18 protein-coding genes are annotated in these 19,689 nt (G+C 62.6%); 10 read left to right on the top strand and 8 right to left on the bottom strand.

All coding sequences use genetic code 11. The features are described from left to right. The first annotated feature begins 11 nt into the window (after positions 1-11). Positions 12-1,403, top strand: a complete 1,392-nt coding sequence (locus J2858_RS21835) for an HlyD family type I secretion periplasmic adaptor subunit (protein WP_210106984.1) — start codon at positions 12-14, stop codon at positions 1,401-1,403. Positions 1,404-1,669: 266 nt separating this feature from the next. On the opposite strand, the gene J2858_RS21830 is transcribed toward J2858_RS21835, so the two are convergent. Further along, the gene (locus tag J2858_RS21830; protein ID WP_210106983.1) at positions 1,670-1,858 is read right to left on the bottom strand and encodes a hypothetical protein; all 189 of its coding nucleotides are present in this window, start codon (positions 1,856-1,858) and stop codon (positions 1,670-1,672) included. 171 nt (positions 1,859-2,029) lie between these two features. Next, positions 2,030-2,227 carry a hypothetical protein gene (locus J2858_RS21825; RefSeq protein WP_210106982.1) on the bottom strand — a complete coding sequence of 66 codons (198 nt, stop codon included), beginning with the start codon at positions 2,225-2,227 and terminating at the stop codon, positions 2,030-2,032. A gap of 550 nt (positions 2,228-2,777) precedes the next feature. Here J2858_RS21825 and J2858_RS21820 point away from each other — a divergent pair. From J2858_RS21820 to J2858_RS21800, 5 genes are all read left to right on the top strand, one after another. Further along, positions 2,778-3,782: a TRAP transporter substrate-binding protein gene (locus J2858_RS21820; RefSeq protein ID WP_210106981.1), complete on the top strand. Its 1,005-nt coding sequence runs from the start codon at positions 2,778-2,780 to the stop codon at positions 3,780-3,782. Between the two features lie 53 nt (positions 3,783-3,835). Beyond that, the gene (locus tag J2858_RS21815; protein ID WP_210106980.1) at positions 3,836-4,366 is read left to right on the top strand and encodes a TRAP transporter small permease; all 531 of its coding nucleotides are present in this window, start codon (positions 3,836-3,838) and stop codon (positions 4,364-4,366) included. After that, complete coding sequence (locus J2858_RS21810; RefSeq protein WP_210106979.1) at positions 4,366-5,649, top strand: TRAP transporter large permease; 1,284 nt, start codon at positions 4,366-4,368, stop codon at positions 5,647-5,649. Before J2858_RS21815 ends, J2858_RS21810 begins: the two co-directional genes overlap by 1 nt. Positions 5,650-5,778: 129 nt before the next feature. Further along, on the top strand, positions 5,779-6,861 hold the full coding sequence (gene rutA / locus J2858_RS21805; RefSeq protein ID WP_210107065.1) for a pyrimidine utilization protein A: 1,083 nt from the start codon (positions 5,779-5,781) through the stop codon (positions 6,859-6,861). A 153-nt stretch (positions 6,862-7,014) separates the two neighbouring features. After that, entirely contained in the window at positions 7,015-7,638 is a 624-nt protein-coding gene (locus J2858_RS21800) for an isochorismatase family protein (RefSeq protein ID WP_210106978.1), read from the top strand. Positions 7,639-7,721: 83 nt separating this feature from the next. Here the strand turns inward: J2858_RS21800 and J2858_RS21795 are convergent, their stop codons facing one another. The 6 genes from J2858_RS21795 to J2858_RS21770 form a co-directional block, all read right to left on the bottom strand. Further along, on the bottom strand, positions 7,722-9,134 hold the full coding sequence (locus J2858_RS21795; protein WP_210106977.1) for an FAD-dependent oxidoreductase: 1,413 nt from the start codon (positions 9,132-9,134) through the stop codon (positions 7,722-7,724). Positions 9,135-9,208: 74 nt separating this feature from the next. Beyond that, complete coding sequence (locus tag J2858_RS21790) at positions 9,209-10,048, bottom strand: SDR family NAD(P)-dependent oxidoreductase (RefSeq protein WP_210106976.1); 840 nt, start codon at positions 10,046-10,048, stop codon at positions 9,209-9,211. A gap of 4 nt (positions 10,049-10,052) precedes the next feature. Then, positions 10,053-10,364 (bottom strand): hypothetical protein, encoded by a 312-nt coding sequence (locus J2858_RS21785; RefSeq protein WP_210106975.1) that lies wholly within the window; start codon positions 10,362-10,364, stop codon positions 10,053-10,055. Between the two features lie 45 nt (positions 10,365-10,409). Next, complete coding sequence (locus tag J2858_RS21780) at positions 10,410-11,321, bottom strand: ABC transporter permease (RefSeq protein WP_210106974.1); 912 nt, start codon at positions 11,319-11,321, stop codon at positions 10,410-10,412. Further along, positions 11,318-12,343, bottom strand: a complete 1,026-nt coding sequence (locus tag J2858_RS21775) for an ABC transporter permease (RefSeq protein ID WP_210106973.1) — start codon at positions 12,341-12,343, stop codon at positions 11,318-11,320. Before J2858_RS21775 ends, J2858_RS21780 begins: the two co-directional genes overlap by 4 nt. A gap of 51 nt (positions 12,344-12,394) precedes the next feature. Continuing rightward, a complete protein-coding gene (locus J2858_RS21770; protein ID WP_210106972.1) occupies positions 12,395-14,134 on the bottom strand; it encodes an ABC transporter substrate-binding protein in 1,740 nt (579 codons plus the stop codon). Between the two features lie 239 nt (positions 14,135-14,373). Here J2858_RS21770 and J2858_RS21765 point away from each other — a divergent pair, with 239 nt between their 5' ends. Genes J2858_RS21765 through J2858_RS21750 form a run of 4 tightly spaced genes read left to right on the top strand, consistent with a single transcriptional unit; the run spans position 14,374 to position 19,675 of the window. Beyond that, positions 14,374-16,209 (top strand): dipeptide ABC transporter ATP-binding protein, encoded by a 1,836-nt coding sequence (locus tag J2858_RS21765; protein ID WP_210106971.1) that lies wholly within the window; start codon positions 14,374-14,376, stop codon positions 16,207-16,209. Further along, positions 16,193-17,851, top strand: a complete 1,659-nt coding sequence (locus tag J2858_RS21760) for a GMC family oxidoreductase (RefSeq protein WP_210106970.1) — start codon at positions 16,193-16,195, stop codon at positions 17,849-17,851. Before J2858_RS21765 ends, J2858_RS21760 begins: the two co-directional genes overlap by 17 nt. Further along, on the top strand, positions 17,848-18,297 hold the full coding sequence (locus J2858_RS21755; protein WP_210106969.1) for a hypothetical protein: 450 nt from the start codon (positions 17,848-17,850) through the stop codon (positions 18,295-18,297). Before J2858_RS21760 ends, J2858_RS21755 begins: the two co-directional genes overlap by 4 nt. Beyond that, complete coding sequence (locus J2858_RS21750; protein WP_210106968.1) at positions 18,290-19,675, top strand: MmgE/PrpD family protein; 1,386 nt, start codon at positions 18,290-18,292, stop codon at positions 19,673-19,675. The genes J2858_RS21755 and J2858_RS21750 overlap by 8 nt, the downstream gene beginning before the upstream one ends. The last annotated feature ends 14 nt before the right edge of the window (positions 19,676-19,689 follow it).

The following is a 19,689-nucleotide window of genomic DNA, read 5'->3' as shown; positions in this document are numbered from 1 at the left end:
GAGTATCAATCATGGCACTCTTTCTTCATGCGCCCGAGCGAAGTTTTCTTCCGGCAGCCCTCGAGGTGATGGAAACGCCGCCCAACCCCCTGGGCCGTTTGATCATTGGTGTGATCGGGGTTGCGACCCTCTGTGCCATCGGCTGGGCCTATTTTGGCCAGGTCGACATCGTTGCGGTGGCGCCGGGGAAATTCGTGACGCCGTCGCGGACGCAGGTCGTGCAGGCTTTCGAAACCTCGACTGTTGCCGCCATTCTCGTCAAGCCCGGGGATATCGTCAGCGCCGGTGCACCGCTCATCGAGCTCGACAAGACGACGGCGGCCGCTGAACTCGACAGGGCAAGGCATGATCGTGCACAGGCGAGGCTCGACATCATGCGCCTCGACGCCTTTCTCGCGGGCCGACCGACGGCGGCTTTCCCATCTGTCCCTGACACGACGGCGGACGAGGTGAGGCGGGCCGAGGAGCAGCTTCGCATGCAGGTGGTTGCCTCCAATGCCAGGATGGCCGGCATCGAGCAGGCCATTGCCGAAAGGACCGCCGAACGCGAGTCGCTTCGCCAGACGATCCTCAAGCTGGACGCCATCCTGCCGCTCATCGAGAAGCGCAACGAGATTGTTTCGAAGACCGCGCAGGGCGGCTTCCTGCCCCAGTATCAGGCCCTTTCCAGCCTCCAATCCGTGGTGGAAGCGCAGGGGGAGCGCGAGACCAGCCAGGCCAAGCTCCTGTCGGTGGATGCGGCCATCAAGGGTTTGCGCCAGCAGATGATCGCAGCCGGTGCCGAAATTTCAAACATGGCGAGCGCCGATCTGGCGAATGCAAGGCAGCGGATGGTCGCGGCCGACGAGGCGCTGGCGAAGGCCGCGCGCCGGATGGCGTTGCTCACGCTGCGCGCGCCGATTGCCGGGCAGGTGCAGCAGATGCATGTCTTTGCCGTCGGAGGCGTTCTGACGCCTGCCGAACAACTGCTCTCGATCGCCCCGATCGACACCCCTGTCGAAATCGAGGCTGACGTCAGCAACCGGGATGTCGGCTTTGTCTCCCCCGGCCAGCAAGTCGAGATCAAGGTCGATGCCTATCCCTTCACGCGCTTTGGTCTGTTGAAAGGCACCGTCGTGTCGATCGACCGCGATGCCAATCCCGGCTCTGCGTCCTCCGGCATGGTGGCACAGGGTGCCGAGCGGGGAGATGCCGCGGACGCGCTCGGCGCTGGCGAGCACCTGCGCTATGCGGTGCGGGTGGCCCTTGACCCAGGCGCCGCTCTCAAGAACGGCGATCACACAGTAACCCTGCAGCCCGGCATGTCCATCAAGGCCGAGATCCTCACCGGCAAGCGGCGTATCATGGATTTCCTCCTCGCTCCGCTGCTTGAACATCTGCACGACAGCTTGCGCGAACGGTAATCCGGACCACGGCTTGGCATCGGACCCGTCAAGGGAGCGGCTTTGTGCGTTGAGAAACGAGGGACGGCTCTTCTGGAGACGGACGTAGCAGAGGCGGAGGAATCCGTCGATCTCATGACGATGATGCTGTCTCGATCGCTTGTGGCGAAGGGGGATATCGCAGCTCCCGTGGCATGATCGTGACCCGGCGGTGCAGCCTGATAAAGCTTTTGGATGCGAACCTCGCGGACAATGGTCCAGCAATCCTCGCCTGCGGCGAGCCAATTTCAAGCGGCGAGTTGGCGCGCGTCGTTCAGATGGCGGACGATGGCTCTGCGCAGATCGCCGAGACTTTCGAACTTCTGGTTATCCAAGTCGATGACATGAAACTTCACCGCAATGAAGCGGAAGACACTGCCTTCGTTGACGGCTATCCCGACGGGTAAACCTGCAAATTCCACAACACTCTTTTCCATGACGCAGCCTCGGCTTTAAAAATTGTTTCGAGCATTCTCAACCCCTTGCGATTGCAAGGCGGCAACAGCGCATGAGCGCGTCACCCGTGTTGAGGGGTCGAATGGCTGCATGCGGGCCAATCCGGGACATGAGGTAACCTTTCGATCATGGTCTCTTACAAACCATGTGTTTCAGAAGAGGGGAAAGAAACTCCAGAGGTAAATCCGGGAGCTTTCCGTGCGATCATCAGAGGCGGGGATGCCGACAGGGTCGGACATGGTGCTCGTTTCCGCCTCCTCCCGACGCTTCAGCGAAGCAAAGCCTTGGCCGCCGGGTCTAAAGGCAGACAAATCGAAAATGCCGAGATGCGGCAGAGAAAATGGTGTCATGTCCGGCCCTCAGCGTCTGTCACCATATTCTAACAAACGTTGTCCTGGGTCAATTTAGTCCATTAAATTGATGTACTAAATTGAGGAAAGCAGAGGGCACGTTTTTCCAGCTTCGCCTGATCAGGCGCAATTTCGAGCCGCCGTGCAGTTCGGGGCGGTCGCGCCGATCGCGAGCCTCAGACCCGACGAACCCTGGAGTTGTGTGCCGGCATCAGGAGCGCACCCATACCATGGCTGCGGATCAACGGCTTTGCGGTGCTCGTCCGACATGCGTGATTGAGCCTAAGGCAGATTTTACGAATATGTCCTTCTGAATGCGCATGCATACTCGCCTACCGTGATCGGCGGCAGGAAACGCGGCAACCGGTGACGGATGCATGTTCATATCGCTGGATTTTCAAAGAATGGCAGGCGTTGCGCCCGGTCGCGCCGTTGGAGACAGGTCGCTAATGTGTGAATGCGTATGCATTTTTGGTTGACAAGACCTGTCGCCCGCTGAAAGATCGGTCTCATAAAGAGGAGCAAAGCTCCGATAAAGGGAACAGCGACGATGAATATTGCACGGCTGACGAGCGTCCTGCTCGCCTCGACACTGATGTATTGTCTGCACGCCGCCAATGCGGCAAGCGCCCCGCAGGAATGGGACATGGCTCTGCCTTGGGGCCCGAAGGAATTCCATACGATCGATGCGCAGACCTTTGCGGAGCGGGCCAAAGCCGTCACCGGCGGCGAACTGACGATCAACGTACAGGCCGGCGGCGTGCTCGGCATCAAGGGGCCTGAGACCATCCGGTCCGTGCGGGACGGCGTGGTGCCCATGGCGGATGCACCGCTTTCGCAGGCCGTGGGCGAGGTCGCGATCAGCGGTGTCGAATCGCTGCCCTATCTGATTTCCAGTCAGGACGACCTCAAGGTCCTGCATGGCAAGGTGCTGGACAAGGTCAAGGAAGGGCTGTCACGCCATAACGTCAAAGTGCTCTATGTCGTGCCCTGGCCCGCCAACCAGATCTTCAGCCGGCGCGAGATCAAATCCGTCGCAGATCTCAAGGGTCTGAAGATCCGCACGCCTGACAGCAATGCCGCGCAATTCTTCGAAGCGCTGGGTGCGACACCGGTGCAGATGCCGATTGCGGACGTTCTGCCGGCCCTCGCCTCGGGCGCGCTCGATGCAACCACGACGTCGATGACGACTGCCGCCGACCAGAAATACTGGGAATTCCTCAAATACACATACCTGACGAACCATCTGTGGACCTCGAACGCCATGCTGGTGAACATGGACGCCTGGAACGCGCTGAGCGCCGAGCACCGGGCCGCCGTGGAAAAGCTTGCTGCGGAATTGCAGCCGGAATTCTGGAGAGTTTCGGCCGGCGAGGATGCCAAGGCCGTCGAAAAGCTGCGTGCCGGCGGCATGCAGGTGAGCGCACCGCCGGCCGACGTGGCGGCCGCGATGCAGGCCGCAGCCCGGCCCGTCTGGGAAAAGACATTCACGCGGATCGGCCCGCCTTCAAAGGATCTGGTCGCTGAATATCTGAAGGCTGTTGGCCGCAACTAAGAGTTCGTCAGCCCGGCTTGGACCGGGTCGTGGCTCGCAAATCCGGTAGGCAGATGCATATTTTCCTCAAGATTTCAGACGGACTGTCGCGCTTCGGTGCCATCTTCGCAGGCATCAGCCTTGCTGCGCTCGTGCTCATGGATGGTGCGGAAGTGCTGCTGCGCACGTTCTTCTCGTCATCCCTGTCCTTCGTCGTCGAATATAACGGCTATCTGCTTGCGGCCGTGCTGCTCGGCGGCTGCGGGCAGGCTATCCGCGAAGGTGGCCACATTCGTGTGGCCATGCTCCCGCAGGCCCTCGGCAAGGGGGCGGCGAGGGGCCTCGACATAGGCTGCACCATCGTCGGCATCGCGCTTGCCGGCTATCTCTGCAGCGCGCTGGCGATGCTGGCTGTCGGCAGCTTCCGCTACGGCACGGTGTCGTTCTACGCAAGCGGCACGCCGCTCGGTTATCCGCAGGCGGCAACGGCGGCGATGCTGGGCATCTTCGTCATCTCTCTTCTCGCACGCCTCATCCGGCTTCTGGCCGGCCTGGAACCCGAGCTGCGGCCGGACAGCGCCGAAACAGGCGCAGGAGCTCACTGATGGCGATGGTCACGATTTTGCTCCTGGCTCTGGTGCTTCTCGGCTCCTCGGTCTGGGTTGGGTTGTCGCTGGTCGGTATCGGCGTCATGGGGCTTGAGATCTTCAAGACCATGCCGGTGATCCGCCTGCTCGGCCAGGATGTCTGGACGAGCCTCACTTCACCGGAGTTGGTGGCGCTGCCGCTGTTCATCCTGATGGGCGACATCCTGTTCCACACACGGCTTGCCGAACAGCTTTTCCGTGGCCTTGCGCCCTGGGTTTCGCCGATCCCCGGCAGGCTTCTGCACATCAACGTGCTCGGCAGCACGATCTTCGCAGCCGCATCCGGTTCCTCGGCGGCGACTGCTGCCACCATCGGCAAGATCACCCTGCCGGAACTGCTGCGCCGCGGCTACCAGCCTTCCATCGCCATGGGATCGCTCGCCAGTGCCGGCGCGCTCGGCCTGCTGATACCGCCAAGCCTTGTCCTGATCGTCTACGGCGTGCTGACCGGCGTTTCGGTACTCGAACTCTTCACGGCCGGCATCCTACCGGGCCTGTTGCTGGCGTCCTGCTTCAGCCTCTACGTCATGATCCACGCCATCCTCTTTCCGAATGTGGTGCCGGACGAAAAAATCACGATGACGCTGGCTGAAAAGCTCAAGGCCACCATTGGGCTGCTGCCGATGGTGGCCCTGATCCTCCTCGTCATCGGCTCGATGTATGGCGGGATCGCGACGCCGAGCGAAGCGGCGGTCATGGGCGTGTTCGGCTCATTGGCCATCGCGACCTACGAGCGCGTGCTGACCGTAAAATTGCTGATGGCCGCCACGGCATCCTCAGTGCGGACCTGCGCCATGCTGGGCCTTATCCTCGGCGGGGCTCTGTTTCTCGCCAAGGCCATGGCCTTCCTGGGGATACCCGCTCAGGTCGGTGCATTCGTCGCCTCGCTCCATTTGTCACCGATCGCGTTGATCGCCGTGCTGATCGTCTTCTATGTCATCCTGGGCTGCTTCCTGGACGGAACATCGATGATCGTGATGACGCTTCCGGTCACGTTTCCGCTCATCAATGCGGCAGGCTATGATCCGATCTGGTTCGGCATATTCCTGGTCCTTGTCGCCGAAATGGGCGCCATCACGCCGCCGGTCGGCTTCAACCTCTTCGTCGTCCAGAACCTGACGGGTGCGAGCCTTGGCGCCGTGTCGAAGTCGATCATTCCCTTCTTCCTGGTCATGGTCGCCTTCACGCTGCTGATTACGCTCTTTCCGCAAATCGTTCTGTGGCTGCCGAGCTTGATCTAGGAGGCCGCGGAAAGAGGACATGGGCAGCAAAGCTTTGCGACACACGACGAGCCTTCACGCGCCGCGCGCTCCGGCTCTGTCGAATGATCGCCAGAACTCAACCACATCACCAAGCAAATGGGGAATATGATGAATATCGGTGTCTTCATCCCGATCGGAAACAATGGCTGGCTGATCTCGACGGAATCGCCGCAATACAAGCCCAGCTTCGATCTGAACAAGCAGGTGGTCCAGAAGGCCGAACAATACGGCTTCGACTTCGCGCTCTCGATGATCAAGCTGCGCGGCTTCGGCGGCAAGTCCGAATTCTGGGACTACAATCTGGAGTCGTTTACGCTGATGGCGAGCCTTGCGGCCGTTACCAACCGTATCAAGCTCTTCGCCTCGACGGCCGTCATCACGCTCCCGCCGGCAATCGTCGCGCGCATGGCGACCACCATCGATAGCGTGGCGCCGGGCCGCTTCGGCATCAACATCGTCTCGGGCTGGCAGATGGCGGAATACGACCAGATGGGCATGTGGCCCGGTGACGACTATTTCGGATATCGCTACGATTATTCAAGCGAATATGTCCACGTCATGAAAGAGCTCTGGCAGAACGGCCAATGCACCTTCGACGGCAAGCACTTCACCATGAAGGATTGCATGATGAAGCCGATGCCGGAGAACAAGATCGAGATCGTCGCGGCCGGCCAAAGCCCGCGGGGCATGGAATTTGCCGCGCAATATGCCGACTACAATTTCGTGCTCGGTGTCGGCATCAACACGCCAACCGCCTATGCTGCCGGCAATGAACGCCTGATGGAAGCTGCCGCGAAGACCGGCCGCGATGTCGGCGCCTATGTGCTGTTCATGATCATCATGGACGAGACCGACGAGCTGGCGATGGCCAAGTGGCAGAAATACAAGGACGGCGCCGATATCAGCGCGCTCGCCTGGATGGCCGACCAGGGCAGCAAGGACGCCAATGCCGACGCGTCTTCCACCGCCAAGTCGATCAATCTGCCGGAAGGCGCGGTCAACATGAATATCGGCACCATCGTAGGATCCTACGAAACTGTCGCCCGGATGCTCGATGAGGCCGGCGCGGTGGCGGGCACCAAAGGCCTGATGCTGACCTTCGACGATTTCCTGATCGGCCTCGACCAGTTCGGCCAGCATGTGCAACCATTGATGAAAACCCGGTCCAACATCCAGATCGGTGCCGAATAGGCGAGGAAGGCCACAGGGACGACCGTTCCAGGCCGCCTGCCACGAGGGCACGGTCTGGAGCGTGCTGCGACAGGGGGGCCGGCATGCGCATTCGTGCCGGTCCCGACTGTCGACCAATCCGGGTGTGCAGGCACCCTCTGCAAAGGATCGAGCATGTCTGAGAATTTGATGGAGAATTACCGGAAGGCCTATGACAACCGGGTCGGCTTCGGCAAGTCGCCGGCGCTGGTTTTGGTCGATTTCGCTGAGGCCTATTACGAGCCCACCGATCCGCTCTATGCCGGCGTCGATGATGCCCTGGCAAGCGCCCTCAGGATCCGCGAGGTCGCGCGGGCCAAGAAGATCCCCATCATCCTGACGGGCGTACTGCTGCATCCAAGCGGCGCGGACGGCGGACGCTTTTTCCAGAAGGCAAAGCCGCTCAAGGCCTTCACGGCAGGCAATCCGATGGGGGCCTTCGCCAAGGGGCTCACGCCCTATCCGGACGAATTCGTGGTGATGAAGCAGTATCCAAGCGCTTTTTTCGGCACGTCGCTGGCATCATTGCTGACGTCGCTGGGCGTCGACAATGTCATCCTGACCGGGCTTACGACCAGTGGCTGCGTTCGCGCCTCCTGCGTCGATTCCATGTCGCATGGTTTCATCACAACGGTCGTGCGCGATGCCTGTGGTGATCGCCATCCTGGCCCGCACGAGGCCAATCTGTTCGACATGAACGCCAAATATGCGGATGTGGTGACGGAAGACGAAATCGTCGCTCACCTGCAGTCGCTCTAGCCGACTGCTCTCACTGCTTTGCTCGAAGAAAGGCCGGCTGCGTGATCATCATGCCGCCGGCCTTTTTCGTGTCGTCAGTCTCTTCAGGCGCTCGCCGCCAGTTCGGCAGCGGATGCGCCTGCGAGCATGCCGAGCGTCACGGCCATGCAGAGGCCGGCGGCCGGCAGGTAGCCGTTGCAGCCGGTGCCGGAAATGCTTTCCGCCGTGCCGCCCCCGGCAAAGAGGTTCGGCAGCGGCGTGCCGTCGGCGCGGATCACCTGCGCCTTGCTGTTCACCTTCAGCCCGCCCTGCGTGTGAAACAATGCGCCGGTGGTCTTCAGTGCATGCAGGGTGCCGGACAGCGGTGCGGACTTGCTGAAGTCGCGACCGAAGGTGCACGCCATCTCGCCCCGGGTCATCTTCTCGACCTCGGCGAGGGTCTCCTTCAGGGCGTCAGGGGGAACGCGAATGAGCGCTGCCAGTTGATCGGCGTCGGATGCAGTGCGGACGCCGCCGAGGGTAACGAGATCCCTGAACTCCGGCAGGTTCTCGACGATGGCGCGCCGGGCATCGTCGAAGATGATCCAGCCCGTGCCTTCCGGCTGCGCCAGGATGTTCAGCGCCTGGGCCGAGATATCGGCATTTTCATTGGAGAAGCGCTTGCCCTCGATGTTGACGGTGACCGCGCCGTTCATCACCATGTCGTAATTGGCGATGATGCCATAGGGCTCCGTCAGCGCGCCATAACCCTGGAACGCATCCATACTGCCGAGTGCCGCGCCGAGGTCTCTGCCCCATTCGATGCCTTCGCCCTCATTGCCCTCGTGGCCGAAATAGCGATAGTTCGCCGCCTGGCCGAAGCTCGGAATATAGGTCTTTACCATTTCGAGATTGGCGCCGAAGCCGCAGGTGGTGAGCACCAGCGTCTGGCAGCCCACCAGTTCCTCGCTGCCGTCGGCGCGCCTCACCCGCACGCCCACCACCGTGTTGGTCTCGTCGGCAAAGACCTTGTCGACATGGGCGCCGGTGACGAGATTGACGCCTGCCTCTTCCGCAGCCCGGATCAGGGCGCCATGGAGTTCTTCGCCGCGCTTGGAGGGCACGCCATGCATGCGGTTGACGGAATGGCCGAAGAAGCCGCCCCAGGTCAGGTTCATCTCGAAGGGGATCTTGTGGTTCTCCACCAGCCAGTCGATGGCGCGGCCGGCATTGTCGGAGACGGTGCGCGCCAGATCGGGATTGGCGGTGCCGCGCGTGCGCGCCATGATGTCCGCGTAGAAACGCTCCGCATCGTCCTCGATGCCAGCGGCCCGCTGGATCTTGCTGCCGGCGGCGCAGACATAGCCCTGCGACATGCTGGTGCTGCCGCGCGGCGTCTCGTCGCGCTCCAGCAGCAAGACTTCGGCACCTGCGTCGCGGGCGGCGAGCGCAGCGGTCAGTCCCGCAGCGCCGGCGCCGACCACGACCACCGGGAATTCGACATCAAACGCGACGGCCGATCTGTCCAGACCAGACATGATTCACTTCCTTCCAATGCTGATTGAGACTATGTGAGCGCGGCCGACACCGCCGGCCCTCCTTGCGCGGGGCATCAATGATACTCCTCGCCGCCGGAGACGTTCATGGCTTCGGCCGTGATGTAGTCTGCCGCCGGTGAGCATAAAAAGACGGCCGCTTTTGCGATATCGTCCGGCGTGCCCGTCCGTCCGAGCGGAATGCGGGCGCGCATCTCGGCAAGATACTGGTCCTTGGTCTGGCCGCGAGCGGATGACATGAAGTCGTTCTGCCAGCTGCCGAGCCCCGTGGTGACGTGGTTGGGGCAGATCGCGTTAACCGTGATCCCGTGCGGCCCGAATTCGATGGCCGTCGAGCGGGTGAGGCCGATCATGCCATGCTTGGAGGCCGTGTAGGCCGTTGCCAGCGCAAATCCCGACTTGCCGGCCTGGGAGGCGATGTTGATGATCCGCCCGCCCTGGCCCTGGACGATCATCTGCCGGGCCGCATGTTTGGTGGCAAGGATCGCGGCCCGCAGATTGACGCCGAGCACCGCATCGAGATGGCTTGCGTCGATCTCGGTCGTGGGGCCGAAGAGGTAGCCGATGCCGGCGTTGTTGACGAGGATATCCAGCCGGCCAAAGCGTTCAACGGTCGCAGCGACCATGTTTTCGATCGCCGCTTCGTCCATCAGATCGCCGGTGACGGTGGCAATCTCCGTGCCGGTCTGGGAGCGGATCTCTTCCGCCATCGCTTGGAGGTCCGACGAGGTGCCGATGCCGTGCGACGGCGCGATGTCGCCGGACAGGCTGCCGCGATCGTGCAGCATGACGCAGGCGCCGGCATCGGCGAGATGCCGGGCGATCCCCTGGCCGAGGCCGCCGGGTCTACCCGAACCAGTTACGAGCGCCACCTTGCCCTTCAGAATTTTCTCCATCGGTTCACGCCTTCAACTCGGTGGTGGTGACGAAGATCGGGTTGTCGGCGAGCGCCTGGAATTCCGCGGCGATCCGCTTCATCGTGTCGGTGGCAACATCGGCGCCGAACTGGGCTTCATCGGCAATATCGACCACCTCGATATACTGGTAGGGCGGGGCCTCACCCGATCCCATGACGCCGGTCGCCTGGAAAACGCGGAAGCTTTCGATCGACGGCAGCGCGTTGACGACGGGAAGGTCGGTCGTCTTCGCCCATGTTTCATAGTCTGCGACGGTCACGCCGGGGCGCAGGTTGAACAATACGATCACTCTCATGGTGGGTCCTCGTGTGATGGCGCTGACCATGCGGCCGAAGCCGGGTCAGCGGTTGTAGCGTTGCTCCAGCGCGTCGCCGATGACGGCGAAGGCGAAGACGGTCAGCGAGATGGCGATGCCGGGAAAGACCGAGGTCCACCATTGGCCAAGCACGATGTCATTGGCCCCTGTCGAGATCATCAAGCCCCATTCCGGATTGGGCGGACGCACGCCGGCGCCGACGAAGGACAGGCCTGCGGTGAGCAGGATGGCAAAGCCGATCGTGACGGAACTCTGCACCAGCGAGGGTCCCATCGAATTGGGCAGCACGTGTTTCATCGCGATCATCAACTCGCTCTGCCCGAGCGCCCGCGACGCCTCCACCATGCCCTTGCTCTTCTGCGCCATCACCTCGGAACGGGTCAGGCGCACATAGATCGGTGCATAGAGCAGCGACAGGGCGACGATCACGTTGGCGATCGACTGGCCGCCCAGCGCCACGAGGATCATCGCCGAAATGAAGACCGGGAAGGATTGCAGGACGTCGGAGACGCGCATCATCAGCTCGGTCAGCGGATTGCGGAAATAGCCGGCCACGAGCCCGAACGGAATGCCGATCAGCATGGCGAGGAAATTGGATGCAAGCGCGATGGACAGATCGATCCGCGGGGCACACAGCACCCGCGAGAAGACGTCGAAGCCGGAGGAATCCGTGCCGAACCAGTGGATGGGTTCTGCAGCCGTACCCGTGAGCGTCCCCCAGAGGAGCGAGGGAATGTCGCCCAGCGCCGGCGGCGGCATGTTCGGGATGAAGGAACTGTCGACCGGATCGTATGGCACGATATATTCGCTGAAGGCTGCAAGGATCAGCGCGCCGAGCGCGAAAACCACCGCGAAGGTCAAAAGCGGCGAGATGGCCAGCCGCGCCTTTGGCTGCAGGTTGCCGATGGCGGACGAAGCGGATGTGATGTCGCTCATGAATACACCACCCTTGGATCGATGACGGCATAGAGGATGTCGAGCGCCAGGTAGATCAGCAGCGAGATCGCCGTGATCACCAGAACGATGCCCTGGATCGAGGGATAGTCGAAGGCGAGAACCGAGCGGACGGCATACTGGCCGATGCCGCCGAGGGAATAGACGCTCTCCACCAGCACGGCCCCGCCGAGCATGACCCCGTAGAGGATGCCGACGAGGGTAATCGTCGGGGCAATCGCCGCGCGCATCGAATAGCGGGTCACCTGTGACTGCCGCAGCCCTGCGGCATTGGCGTACAGGATGAAGTCCGACGCCTGGGCACGGATCATGCTCTGTCGCGCCATCTTGATCACTGGCCCTGAGAGCACGAAGACCATCGTCAGGATCGGCAACATCAGATGATGGAAGATGTCGATGAGCGCCCGGAAATCGCCGGCGATCACCGCATCGAGCGTATAGAAGCCTGTGACACGTGGCGGAGGGATCAGGAGCGGATCGATCATGCCGAGCGGCGCCGGCGCCACGTTTAACTGGGCGAAAAAGATGAGAACGAACAGCAGGCCCCACCAGAACTCCGGCTGCGAGCCGCCGAAGAGGCCGTAGACGAAGACCGCCTTGTCAACGAACTTGCCCGGGTTCGACGCGCTGGCGACGCCGACCGGAATGGCGATCAGCAAGGTCACCACGAAGCTGTAGGTCAGGAGTTCGAGCGTGGTGGGCAGCGAAGCGCCGATTTCGGACACGACGCTGGCATTCGTCAGCCAGGAGGTGCCGAGATTGCCCTGGAGCAGGCCGGGGCCCGAGCCCAGCCCGAGATATTCGAGCAACTGGGTGACCACCGGCTTGTCGAGGCCGAGACTGCGTTGGGCCTGGGCGTAGGCTTCCGGCGAGGCGTTGAGGCCGACCAGGCGGGAGACTGGATCGGCCGGAAGCATCCGCACCAGAAAAAACACCGCAAGCGTCAGGCCCAGCATCTGCAGCGCGCCGATTGCGAGCCGCTTGAGGATGAACTTTCGGATCATGTCGCACTCCGGTTGAAACCGGGGCCGCGGGTGGCGGCCCCGCAAGACACATCAGTAGTGCAGGTCGTAGAGCAGCAGCGAGTTGCTCGGGTTCCAGGAGAGCCCGCTCAGCTTGTCCGAATGGGCCCACTGGGTCTTGAACTCGACCAGCGGCAGCCAGGCGAGATCATGCATCAGCGTCTTCTGCATGTCGGCGAGGATCGCATCGCGCTTGGCCGTATCCGGTTCGACGCGGGCCTTCGCCCACTGCGCATCCAGATCCGCATTGGCATAGTTCATCATGTTGTTGAGGCCGCCGGCCGCCTTGGACACGAAGAACAGCTGCATGGCGTAGCCGGTATCGACGCCGATCGGCTTTTCCTGGTCGTTGACGGCGAATGCGAGGTCCTTCTTGACGATCTGACGGTCGCCATACTGCGTCTGCGGAATAGGATCGAGCGTCACCGGGATGCCGATCGCCGTCAGCGCGGTGCGGATCTGGTTGACGATCGGGCCGAGCGTCGTTTCCTTTTCCGCGACATAGGTGAGCTTGAACTTGTCGGCATACTTCTCGAGACCCTTGCCGTCGGGGAAGCCGGCCTCGGCCAGCAGCGCCTTGGCCTTCTGCGGATCGTAGCCATAGGGCGGCGCGTATTTGACGAAGCTCGGATAGGTCGAGGCGACGACGCTTTCCCACTGCTTGGCCTGGCCGCTGTAGCCCACGTCAATGATGCGCTGATAGGGCATGGCATAGCCGATCGCCTGGCGCAGCTTGATGTTGTCGAAGGGGGCGGTGTTGAAGTTCATCACCACGAACAGGCCTTCGTTGCCGGTCACACCACTCACCTTGACGCCGGGCATCTTGCGCAGGCTGTCATACTGGTTTGGCGTCATGCCCTGGATGAGCTGAGCCTGGCCGGAGCGCAGGATGCTGATGCGGTTGCCGCCCTGCGGCACCTTGCGAATGATGGCGGTCTCGATCGGCGCCTTGCCGCGATAATAGTTCGGGTTGGCCTTGAAGCGGATTTCAGAGTTCTTCACCCAGTTGTCCAGGCAGTAGGGCCCGAAGGACGGCAGGTTCGTATTGTTGGCGTAATCGTAGCTCCACGGATCGGCTGCCGTTGCGTGGGCCTTCATCTCCTTGGAATCGAACACGCCCTGCGAGATCGTCACGGCCATGTTGACCAGCAAGAGCGGGTTGGGCGTTTCCTGCGATACTTCGACCGTGTAGTCGTCGATCTTGCGAATGCCCTGGCCAAGGCCCTTCTTCGCCTTCTCGGCAACCGCCTTGTCGGTGCTGAAGACATCCTGGGTGAAGCCCTTGACGCCCGACATGTTCATCAGGAACCAGGCGTTCGGCACCGCGCCGCCGACATTCAGCGCGCGCTCGTAGGTGTACATCAGGTCGTCGGCGGTGAGGGTGTTGCCCGCGCAGCTCTTGACGTTCTTACGCACATGCAGCGTCCACTTGTAGGTCGCGGGATCATAATCCCAGCTCTCAAGCAGCCGCCCGGTCGGCTTGGTAAAGTCCGGCATGATGATGCCGTCTTCATTCGGCGCGGATTTGTACTCATAGGCGACGAGCGGCTCGAGGAGCTGCATCATGCCGAGCTGGGTGGTCGGAATCGCAATCGACGGACCATCGATGTCGAGCCCGGAGGGGACGTCTTCGGCAAGGAAGACGAGGGTGCCGGGCGCCTGCGCGTTTGCAGACGAGACCGGGGCAAGCAGGGTGCTTGCGGCCAGCGCAGCAAGGACGCTTCGCTTGGCGGATTGACGCAGGAATACGGGAAGGTTCGAGCATGCATGCATTGAGAGTAGTTCCCCTTATTGGATTTTGCATACGAATTCATAATTCATTCGAACGCGTTTGGCTGTCAAGGCACCCGGAGAAGAAAGATCGCGTAGCTTACGCCATTCCGCCCGGTATCGTTGCGGTTTGTTGTAGGGCCTGCTTGAGAATTACGGTTGACAAGGGCGGCGCGCGCTATTTGAATACGAATTCATAATGAAGTTCGGTTCGCAGAAAAACAACGCTCAGGGGAACACGAATGACAGCTCAACCGGCCGCACCCGACCTGGGTCGCGACCTTCTCAACGTGCGTGACCTGACGGTCGCTTTCGGTGGAAAAAAGGCGCTCGACGCCGTCAGCTTCGAGGTCCGCAGAGGCGAGATCGTCGGCCTCCTGGGAGAGAGTGGCAGCGGCAAATCCACCGCCGCCTATGCCATGCTCGGCCTCGTCAAACCGCCCGGCAAGATTACCTCCGGCACCGTGATGCTGAACGGGCAAGACCTGCTGTCGCTTCCGGCAGCCGAGCTTCGCACTGTGCGGGGAAAGGACATCGGCCTGATCGTCCAGAACCCCCGCGCCTCGCTTCATCCGATGATCAATGTCGGTGCGCAGATCGGCAATGCCTGGCTGGCGCACCAGCCGAAAGCGGCCCACGAGGCCCGGGCGCGGGCTGTCGAAATGCTGCGACTGGTCGGCATCAACGACCCCGAGCGGCGCCTCGATGCCTTCGCCCACGAACTCTCCGGCGGCATGGCGCAGCGCGTGCTGATCGCGATGGCGCTGAGCTCCATGCCGGGACTGCTGATTGCCGACGAACCGACAAGCGGGCTCGACGTGACGATCCAGGCGCAGTTCCTGGATCAGCTCTGGAAGACGGTACGCACCACCCATTCCTCCGTCCTGCTTGTGACGCAGGAAGACGGGATCGTCGCCAATTATTGCGACCGGGTGGTCGTGCTCGAACAGGGCCGCATCGTCGATCAGGACGATACCAGGGCCTATTTCAAGCGACGCCGGACGACGCATCATCGGGTCGAGGCATCCGCGGCCATGCCTGCGGCCTCCAGTGACGACGATGCCCTACCAATCGTGGATGTCGCGTCGCTGTCGAAGTCCTTTCCCATCAGCAACAGCACCAAGCGTGTGCATGCGGTCAACGATGTCGACCTGACGATCCAGCCCGGAGAGGCGGTCGGGCTTGTCGGCGAAAGCGGATCCGGCAAATCGACGGTCGGGCGCCTCATCATCAAGCTTGCGGAGGCCGATGACGGTCGCCTGTCGTTCAAGGGGCAGGATCTGCGCGTCATCCGGGGCGCGGCGCTGAAGAAGGCCCGCGCAGAGATGCAGATCGTGCTGCAGGATCCCTATGACAGCGTCGATGCCCGCTGGACGATCGAACGCATCCTGTCGGAGCCCCTGGAGATCCATGCCGGGCTCACCCGCACGCGGCGCGCCGCGCGGATCCGCGAATTGATGGCGCTGGTCGAGCTCGACGAAAGCATGTTGTCGCGCCGACCGCGGGATCTTGGCGCCGGTGCCCTGCAGCGCGTCAACATCGCGCGGTCGCTGGCGACCAAGCCGGAATTCATCATTCTCGATGAACCGACGTCTGTCCTGGCGCCGTCCTCGCGCGCCAGCCTCATCGCCCTCTTGCGGCGCCTGCAGTCCGAACTCGGCCTCTCCTTCCTGTTCATCTCGCACGATCTTTCCACGATCAGCCAGGTCTGCGACCGGGTGGCGGTGATGTATCTCGGGCAGATCGTCGAAATCGGGCAGACGCGTGACCTGTTCGAAAACCCGCGCCATCCCTATACGCGGGCGCTGATTGCGTCCCACCTTGCGCCGGACCCGGAAAACCGTCGTGTCGACCGCGAGAACGAGGATTCTCTTGCCGGTGAAATCCCGAGCCCGGTCGATCTTCCCGAAGGCTGCTTCCTCTACAGCCGCTGTTCCTATCGTGTCGATCGATGCCAGCGTGAGCGGCAGGTGCTCAAGAGCGATGTCACGGGCCGCCGGGTGCGCTGTTGGCGCGCGCAGGAACAGTCGGATCTGACGCAGGACATGCCGGGAGCGCGCAATGACGTCTTCGTCTGACGAGATCCTGATCATTGGCGCCGGAGCCTCCGGCGCAGCCTGCGCCTGGCGCCTGGCCTCTGCCGGCTTTCGCGTCACCTGCCTCGAACAGGGTCACTGGCGCGATCACACGGACACGCCGACGACGCGTGACGACTGGGAACTGACCCGCAATTTCAACGACCACTGGTCGCCGAATGTCCGAGGTCTGCCTGAAGACTATCCGGTCAACGAGGATGATACCCCGATCCAGCCGGTCATGTTCAACGGCGTCGGCGGCAGCACCATCAAGTGGGGCGCGCAGTTTCCGCGTTTTAGGCCATCGGATTTCCGCACCCGCAGCCTTGATGGGGTGGGGGACGACTGGCCGATCGATTACTTTGATCTCGAGCCCTATTACAACATCAACGATCGGATCATGGGCGTCTCGGGGCTTGCAGGCGATCCGGCCAATCCGCCACGCAGTCCGCGGCCGCTTCCGCCGCTTCCGCTTGGTCCCGGCGGCGAGCGCATGGCCAGGGCCTTCGACCGGCTGGGCTGGAACTGGTGGGTCTCGGATGTCGCGATTACCAGCCGCACCTATCGCGGCCGCGGCGCCTGCAATCATTGCGGCCCCTGCGACATGGGCTGTCCGCGGCTGGCGCGGGCGAGCGCCGACATCACCTATTGGCCCGTAGCGCTGGCGGCGGGCGCCAGGCTCGTCACCGGCGCACGGGTCTTCGAGATCACCACCGATGCAAAGGGACGGGCGACCGGGGCCGCCTATTATGACGAAAACGGCGCGGCCCGGCATATCGCGGCCGGCACCGTCATCCTTGCAGCCAATGGCGCCGGCACCGCACGCCTCCTGCTCCTGTCGAAATCAAAACGGCATCCCGACGGGCTCGCCAACCGGTCGGGCCTTGTCGGCAAGCGGCTGATGCACCATCCCACCGGCATGGTGTCGGCGGTCTTTTCCGACATGGAGCGCAATTTCGAGGGCGCCTTCGCCTGCACGCTGCTCTGCCAGAACTTTTACGAGACCCGGTCCGAGCATGATTTCAAGCGCGGATATCAGATGCAGCTGGTGCGCTCCGAGGCGCCGCTCACCTTTGCGCTCGGCGGTCATCAGCCGCGGCTGCCCTGGGGGGAGGGGCATCACGGCGCCTTCCTGGAGCGCTTCGGTCGCACCGCAAGCCTGACGGTGACCACCGAGGACCTGCCCGAAGAAAGCAATTTCATCGATCTCGACCCCGACCTGAAGGACAGTCACGGTATTCCCGCCCCACGCTTCCATTACCGGATCTCGGACAATACCCGCCGCATGATCGAACACGGCATCGCCAGCGCGACCCGCGCCTTCGAAGAGGCCGGCGCGACCGATATCAAGGCGCAGCGCCTGCTGCGCTATACCGGCTTCCATCTGCTCGGTACGGCCAGAATGGGCGAGGATCCGGACCGTTCGGTGGTCGATGGTGACTGCCGCGCCCATGACTGCGACAACCTTTTCATCATCGATGGCAGCGTCTTCGTCACGGCCGCGGCTCTCAATCCCACCCCGACGATCCAGGCGATTGCGCTGAGGACCGCAGACCGCATCATCGCGCAGCGGCGCTCGCAGGAGACGCCGGCAGGACTGACCACCAAGGGTTGGCAAAAAACCATGGCGGAGGTCACGCAATGACCGCGGACAGGGACCGGCTGCGGGCCTGCCTTCTCGACACGCTCATTCCCGGCGGCAAGGGTTTTCCGCCCGCATCAGGGGTCGCTCGCCCGGAACGACTTGCGTTTCGCCCGAACTGGACGATGGCCCTTAAGGCAGTGATGAGCGCACTCCCGGACGGGTTTGAAACGCTTGAGGCCGCCGGCCGGCGCGCAATTCTGGAAGGGCTGGAGCAAACCATGGCGCCCGCCTTCCAGACGCTGATCGAGGCGCTCTACAGCGTCTATTATACCGATCCGCGTGTTCTCGCGGCCGTTTCGGAACAAACGGGCTACCGCAATCCTCCCCAGCCGGCCGGCTATGTCATGGCGCCTTTCGACGACTCCGTCCTGGCGACCGTTCGCAACCATCCACAGAGCTGGCGTCCGACGACGCCTGAGCGCAGCAAGGACAGGCATGATGAGTGAACAGGAAAATCCGCTTCCGTGGCTGATCGATCGCGTCGTCGCGACGCATTTCGACCTTCTGCCGGCCAGAACGGTGGAGCGGGCAAAGACCTTTCTGCTCGACACATTCGGCGTCGGTGTCGCGGGCAGCCACGGGTTCAAGATCGATGGCATCATCCGTGTCGCGTCGAGTTGGGGGAAGGGCGACGAGGCAACGGCCTGGGTGACCGGCGAGCGCCTTCCGGCACCGGCGGCCGCTTTCGTCAACGCCTACCAGATCCACAGCCTCGAATATGACTGCGTCAACGAGGATGCGGTTCTGCATCCGATGGCGACGATCCTTTCTGCGGTCATGGCCTATTGCGAGCGGCGTTCGGCACAAGGCAAGCCGGTGAGCGGCCGTGACTTCATCACCGCCATGGTCATGGGCGTCGATGTCTCGATCTTCATGGGCAAGGCAGCCCGCGGGCCGATCCGCTTCTTTCGCCCCGCCGCTTCCGGCGGGTTCGGCGCTGCAGCAGCGCTCGGCAAGCTGCAGGGCTTTGACGTGGAGACGATCATTCGCACGCTCGGCAATCAGTATGGCCAGTCGAGCGGCACACTGCAGCCGCATGTGGAGGGCTCGCCCCTGCTCGGCATGCAGGTCGGTTTCAACGCGCGCGCGGCCATCGCTGCCTGCGATTTCGCGGCAAACGGCATTCTGGGCCCGAGCGACGTGCTGACGGGGCGCTACGGCTATTTCCGCCTGTTTGAAAACGGCGAGTTCGACGTCGCCCATGGCAAGCGCGAACTGCTGGCTGGTTTCCAGATGGAGCGCATGTCGCACAAGCCGTTCCCGTCCGGCCGCCTGACCCATGGCGTCATCGACGGCCTGAACCGGCTGTTGAAGGCCCATGGCTTTGCGCCGGACGATATCCAGTCCATTACTTGCATCGTTCCGCCGCTGGTCAACCGTCTGGTCGGGCGGCCGGATATTCCGGCGCCCGCTCCGAACTACGCCAAGCTCTGCCTTGCCTTCGTTGCCGGCACCTTCCTCAATCACGGCGTGGTGGATGTCGACCAGTTCATCGGCGAGGCGATGCTGAACGATCCGCGCACCCATGATTTTGCATCGCGCGTGACGGTGATCGAAGTACCCAACCCCGACAACGCGGCCATGACACCGCAGACGGTGAGCGTCGTCCTGAAATCGGGCGCCGAACACAGCGTCGATCTCACATCGGTCTATGGCCACCCGGATTTCCCGCTGACGCGCGAGGAGAACATCGACAAGTTCTGGCGCTGCTGGAGCCGCGTGCCGGCCCTTTCCACGCAGAAAGGCGAGGAACTGATCGCCCTCGTCGATCGCCTGGAAGAGGTGGAAGACGTGGCAGAGGTTGTCCGGCTTCTTGTTGCCTGATCAGAGGAAGGAAA

It is taken from the genome of Neorhizobium galegae, from assembly GCF_017877135.1.
GTDB lineage: Bacteria > Pseudomonadota > Alphaproteobacteria > Rhizobiales > Rhizobiaceae > Neorhizobium > Neorhizobium galegae_A.
The sequence above is the reverse complement of the archived record's forward strand: the minus strand, read 5'-3'. Positions and strand labels throughout refer to the sequence as shown.